This window comes from Prevotella sp. P3-122 (assembly GCF_002251365.1).
Classification (GTDB): Bacteria; Bacteroidota; Bacteroidia; order Bacteroidales; family Bacteroidaceae; genus Prevotella.
The window spans coordinates 1-671 of the sequence record NZ_NPJH01000001.1; the positions used below are offsets into that span (position 1 = coordinate 1).

At 43.5% G+C, this 671-nt stretch carries 1 pseudogene; it reads right to left on the minus strand.

Features of this window, described 5'->3' with window-relative positions:
• Positions 1 to 671: pseudogene (locus CIL02_RS00005) on the minus strand (IS982 family transposase); the annotation flags it as partial.

Consider the following 671-nt stretch of genomic DNA (forward strand, 5'->3'; position numbering starts at 1 on the left):
GAATGTTCCACTTGTGCAATATTCTTCAACTCGTCATTTACCGTTTCTATTATTGCTCGTTTCCTAAGCAGCAGCTTGTCAGACACGCTCATCAAGGCACCTTTCATGTTGTTTTTAAGTTTGGTGATAAGCTGTATGCCATCCACGAACAGGCGTTGGAAAAGGTTCTTGCTGATATACCCTTTATCTCCGACCAGCTTGCCATATATGAATTCTACGAAGGCTTTGTATTCCAATGGTTTCCTGTCATCCACATCTCCCGGGGGTTATCATAAAGTTCAGCAACTCACCCCTCTCGTTACATATCAGATGCAGCTTAAAGCCAAAGAACCATCCCATGGAGCACTTGCCTCTTTGCGCAATGCCCTTGAATACCTTGTGGATATGTATCCTCTGGTTCCTGCATACTCTAAGGGGAGTGCTGTCCACGAAACTTATGCCAGTACATTTTCCGAGCAGCACCTTCTTGATGAATAGAGCCAAAGGGATGGCTACTTCCTTTTCAAGTTCCACGAATCGGTTGTATGAGACAACTTTCGGGAAGAGGTGACGCATATGTCTGCATACCTTTTCTATATAGAAATGTTTCAGGCAACGGTAGCCTGAATCATGAAACAGTATCATGATTACCATAATTTCTGCCTTTGACATGGTTGACTTGCGGTGATATT